Raw genomic sequence first — 4,864 nt, forward strand, 5'->3', positions numbered from 1 at the left:
TGGCCTGGGCGCAGGACAAATACCCCTCGCGGCCGGTGGAGTTCATCGTGCCGTGGGGTGCCGGCGGCGGCGCCGACCAGGTGTCGCGGCGCCTCGGCCGGCTGCTCGAAGAAGATCTGGGCACGTCCTTCCCCATCATCAACGTGCCCGGCGCGACCGGCAACACGGGCATGAGCAAGCTGCTCAATTCGCCGCCCGATGGCTACTCGATGGCCACGTTCATCGGCGACACGATGGGCACGCTGGCCGGTGGTGGCGGGCGCTGGAAGCTCGACGACATCGTGCCGCTGGGCGTGGTGATCCGCCAGCCGACGGGGCTGTTCGTCAAGAACGACGCCAAGTGGAAGACCTTCGACGACCTGCTGGCCGACTCCAAGAAGAACGAGCTGAAGGTCGGCATCACCGGCTTCGGCAGCCCGGACGAGATCCAGGTCATGCAGATGAACCAGAAGGGCTCCAAGTTCCGCCTCGTGCCCTTCGCCAAGCCGGGCGAGCGCTATGCCTCCATCCTCGGCGGCCATGCCGACGTGGTGGTCGAGCAGGCCGGCGACGTGCGCTCCTTCCTCGAGAGCAACCAGATGCGCCCGCTCGTGTTCTTCTCCGATCAGCCGCAGCGCGGCCACGAGAAGGTGGCGCTGGCCAAGGACCACGGATTGCCGATCATGATCAGCCAGTTCCGCTCCATCGTGATGCGCGCGGGCACCGATCCGAAGCAAGTGGCGGTGATGGCTGCGGCGGTCGAGAAGGCCGTGCGCAGCGACGACTTCAAGAAGTACCTGGAGGACGAACTGGCCTTCGCCGACAGCTTCGTGCCAGCCGCGAAGACCGACGCGTTCTTCGCCAACGAGCTCAAGCTCATCGAGTCGAACCTGCAGAAGAAGTCCTGAGCGACCGAATGGGCGGCGGGCTGCACTGAGCGCCCGCCACCCGGTCGCACCGCCCGGTGGCCCTTGGGGCGCTCGGCACTCATTCGAAAAGAAGCCCCCCATGCCTGAACGCTTGCGACTCGTGCTGCCGCATTCCGTGATGTTGCTCGTCTCGGTCGCCTTGTACTGGGTGGCGATGCAGATCGACACCAGCGGCACCGGCGGGCGCATCGGCCCCGACTTCTGGCCCAAGCTGGTCATCGGCTTCATGGGGTTGCTGTGCCTGTACGAGATCGTCAAGCGGCTGGTGGTGCGCGATAGCGTCGATGCCACGGGGCTGACCGGCGAGCTCGAGCGCAGCCCGGCCGAAGCCGTCGATCCGACCACGGCCAGCGCGCCGGTTCCCGAGCCCGAGTACCCGCGATTGCTGTGGGCCGGCACGGCGCTGATCGTCGGCTACGTCGTCGTCGTGCCGTGGCTCGGCTTCTTCGTGACCACGGCGCTGTTCCTGGGCGCTTTCATGTGGCTCGGCGGCTATCGGCGGCCGCTCGCCGCACTGGCGATCAGCGGCATCGGCGCCTTCGTCCTGGTCGTCGTCTTCATGCGGGTGGCCTACATCTCACTGCCGCTGGGCGAAGGGCCGTTCCTCAGCCTCTCGACGGCGCTGCTCGCCCTCATCGGCGTGAAGTAGGAAAACATGGACGTTCTGATCAACCTTCTCGGCGGCCTGGCCACGATCTTCACGCCGTTCAACCTGCTGGTCATGGTGATCGGCCTGGTGCTCGGCATGCTGGTCGCCGTGCTGCCGGGTCTCACCCTGGTGATGGGCGTGGTGCTGGCCTTGCCCTTCACCTACAAGATGGGCGTGGCGCCGGCCCTCATCCTGCTGACGGCCATGTACGTCTCCGGCACCTATGCGGGAGCGATGACGGCGATCCTGTTCCGCATTCCCGGCGAGCCGATGGACGTGCCGCTGCTGTGGGACGGCTACGCCATGACGCGCCGCGGCGAAGCGGCCAAGGCGCTCGGCTGGTCGTTGTCGTCGGCGCTGATCGGCGGGCTCGCCTCGGCCGTTCTGATGGTGGCGCTGGCCAAGCCGGTGGCGCTGGTCGCGCTCAAGTTCTCGTCCCCGGAGTTCTTCGCTGTCGTGTTCTTCGGCCTGGCGAGCGTGGTGGCGTTGTCGGGCGGCTCGGTTGTCAATTCGCTGATCAGCCTGTGCCTGGGCCTGTTTCTCGCCACCGTCGGCGTCGATTCCATCTACGGCGCCGAGCGCTTCGCCTTCGGCCAACCCTTCTTGCTCGACGGCATCGAGTTCCTGCTCGTGATGGTGGGCGCCTACGGCATCGGCGAGGTGATGACGCGGTTGAACACCGGCTTCAAGAGCGAGGCCGCGGCCGACTCGGGCGACCCCTCTCGCTTCAAGACCGCCTTGCCGAGCCTGAAGGAGACGCTGCGCATGAAGTACACGCTGCTGCGCGGCACGCTCACCGGCATCATCGTAGGCGTCGTGCCGGGTGCCGGCGCCACGGTGTCGGCCTTCGTGGCCTACGGCATCGAGAGTCAGTACGGCAAGAACGGCAAGGCGCTCGGCACCGGTGTGCCTGAAGGCATCGTGGTGGCGAAGTCGGCCGCCACCGCCTCGGTGGGCGGCGCGCTCGTGCCCTTGCTGGCCATGGGCATCCCGGGCAGTGGAGCCACCGCGATCATCCTCGCGGCTTTCCTGCTGCACGGCATTCAGCCCGGCCCGCAGGTGTTCGTGAACAGCCCGGACCTCGTCTACACCGTGTTCGCCTCGGTGTTCGTGGCGCTCATAGGCATGTGCATCCTCGGCTACTTCGCGATCAAGCCCCTGTGCAAGGTGCTCGACGCGCCGGAGGCCATCGTCTCGGCCTTCGTGGTGCTGTTCTGCTTCGTCGGCGCCTTCGCCGCGCGCAACAGCCTGACGGACCTGTACGTGATCTCGGCCTTCGGCGTCATCGGCTTCCTGTTCGAGCGCTTCAAGTTCCCGATCGCGCCGCTCGTGCTCGGCACCATCCTCGGGCCGCTGGCCGAGAGCAACTTCATGACGACCATGGTGAGCTACGACAACGACTGGACGGTGTTCTTCACCCGCCCGATCAGCGCCGTGATCATGGCCTTGTCCTTCTTCGGGCTGGCCTACCCGGTCTTGCGTGCAGCCCTGCAGCGCTTGCGCCCGGCTCGCCCGCAGCCGCCAGAGTCGAAGCCGGCGCGCCCCTGAGCTTTTTCTCTTCATCACTTTTCGATCGAAAGCCACCCATGGCCACCGTCTCGTACACCTCCCGCTCCGCCACACCCGACAACGAGGCCGATCCCGTGGCCGCACTCGTCGCCCGCGCCCGCGCCGCCCAGCTAATTGCGAACGGCTACGACCAGGCGCGCACCGACGAGCTCGTTGCCGCCGCCGGCTGGGCCATCATGGAGCCGACGCGCAACCGCGCGCTGGCCGAGCTGGCCGTTGCGGACACCGGCATCGGCAACGTCGACGACAAGATCCGCAAGAACTACCGCAAGACGCTCGGCCTGCTGCGCGATCTGAAGGGCGCGCCCAGCGTCGGCGTGATCTCCGAAGACCCCGCCAAGGGGCTGGTGGAAATCGCCCGCCCGGTCGGTGTGGTGGCGGCCGTCACCCCCTCGACCAACCCGGCCGCCACACCGGCCAACAAGATCATCAACGCGCTCAAGGGCCGCAATGCGGTGATCGTCGCGCCGAGCCCCAAGGGGGTGACGGCTTGCGCGCTGCTGCTCGAATACATCCACGCGGAGTTCGACCGCATCGCAGCGCCCCGCGACCTGGTGCAAATGCTGCCGGCGCCGATCTCCAAGGCCTCGACCCAGGCGCTCATGCAGCAGTGCGACCTGGTTGTCGTCACGGGCTCGCAGAGCAACGTGAAGAACGCCTACGCGAGCGGCACGCCGGCTTTCGGCGTGGGCGCCGGCAACGTCGCTTCCATCGTCGACGAAACAGCCGACTGCGACGCTTCGGCGGAAAAGATCGTGCGCTCCAAGACCTTCGACAACGCCACCAGCTGCTCGTCGGAAAACAGCGTGGTGCTGGTCGATGCCGTGTACGACCGCATGCTCGCTGCGCTGGCCGCCTGCGGCGCGGTGCTGCTCGATGCCGACCAGAAGGCCGCGGTGCAAAAGCTGATGTGGCCGGACGGCAAGTTGTCGTCGCGCGCCATCGGGCAGTCGGCGCAAGCCATCGCTCGCGGCGCCGGTCTCGACGACCTGGGCGCGCCGAGCGTGTTGATGGTCGAAGAGGCCCAGATCGGCCCCGCGCATCCCTATTCCGGCGAGAAGCTTTCTCCCGTGCTGGCGGTGTACCGCGCCCGCGACTTCGACGATGCCAAGCAGATCGTCGAGCGCATCTACGCCCACCAGGGCGCCGGCCATTCGGTGTCGTTGCACAGCACGCGGGACGAGCGCGCGCTCGATCTCGGGTTGAACTTGGCCGTCGCGCGGGTCATCGTCAACCAGGCGCACTGCATCGCCACCGGCGGCAGCTTCGACAACGGCCTGCCGTTTTCGCTCTCGATGGGCTGCGGCACCTGGGGCGGCAACAACTTCTCCGACAACATGAATTACCGGCACTATCTCAACACCACGCGCATTGCGCGGCCGATTGCGGAGGTCGTGCCGTCGGACGAGGCGGTGCTGGGCGAGTTTTTCGAGAAGTACGGCCGTTGAGATGAATGCTCTTGAGTTCGGTTCGAATGGATTTCGTGTCGGGTCGATGCTTGACTTTGGCTTGTGTTGTTATGGCTTTTCGGGGGTTGTGGGGGAGCAAAGCCGCGGGCGGGCGGCGGGCTTCGCTTCGGTGCGGCGGTCGGCCCTGCGGGTCGACTGCGCTGCGCTGCTCGGTCTCGTGGCCCCGTCGCGGAACTCGCTTCGTTCGCTGCGCTCACTGCGCTCAGACAACCGCGACGAGTCAGTTGACGAAGCGCGCTGCGCGCGCAGCCACGAGCCCTGCGCTGCTC

At 67.0% G+C, this 4,864-nt stretch carries 5 protein-coding genes; all 5 read left to right on the top strand.

Annotation, left to right across the window (positions count from 1 at the left end; all coding sequences use genetic code 11):
* Positions 1 to 887: tripartite tricarboxylate transporter substrate binding protein (locus H0W38_RS16620; RefSeq protein ID WP_292456106.1), on the top strand; the 887-nt coding region annotated here is incomplete at its 5' end.
* 100 nt (positions 888 to 987) lie between these two features.
* A complete protein-coding gene (locus tag H0W38_RS16625) occupies positions 988 to 1,557 on the top strand; it encodes a tripartite tricarboxylate transporter TctB family protein (RefSeq protein WP_292456108.1) in 570 nt (189 codons plus the stop codon).
* A 6-nt stretch (positions 1,558 to 1,563) separates the two neighbouring features.
* A complete protein-coding gene (locus H0W38_RS16630) occupies positions 1,564 to 3,105 on the top strand; it encodes a tripartite tricarboxylate transporter permease (RefSeq protein ID WP_292456110.1) in 1,542 nt (513 codons plus the stop codon).
* A 38-nt stretch (positions 3,106 to 3,143) separates the two neighbouring features.
* Complete coding sequence (locus tag H0W38_RS16635) at positions 3,144 to 4,574, top strand: aldehyde dehydrogenase family protein (RefSeq protein WP_292456111.1); 1,431 nt, start codon at positions 3,144 to 3,146, stop codon at positions 4,572 to 4,574.
* A gap of 1 nt (position 4,575) precedes the next feature.
* Positions 4,576 to 4,864, top strand: a 289-nt coding sequence (locus H0W38_RS16640; protein ID WP_292456113.1) for a hypothetical protein, incomplete at its 3' end; no start/stop codon positions are given.

Source organism: Methylibium sp. (assembly GCF_013817365.1).
Lineage (GTDB): Bacteria > Pseudomonadota > Gammaproteobacteria > Burkholderiales > Burkholderiaceae_C > Methylibium.

Excerpts from the sequence above, each read along its gene's own strand:
- H0W38_RS16635 (WP_292456111.1), top strand. The coding sequence starts at position 3,144 with ATGGCCACCGTCTCGTACACCTCCCGCTCCGCCACACCCGACAACGAG.
- H0W38_RS16625 (WP_292456108.1), top strand. The coding sequence starts at position 988 with ATGCCTGAACGCTTGCGACTCGTGCTGCCGCATTCCGTGATGTTGCTC.
- H0W38_RS16630 (WP_292456110.1), top strand. The coding sequence starts at position 1,564 with ATGGACGTTCTGATCAACCTTCTCGGCGGCCTGGCCACGATCTTCACG.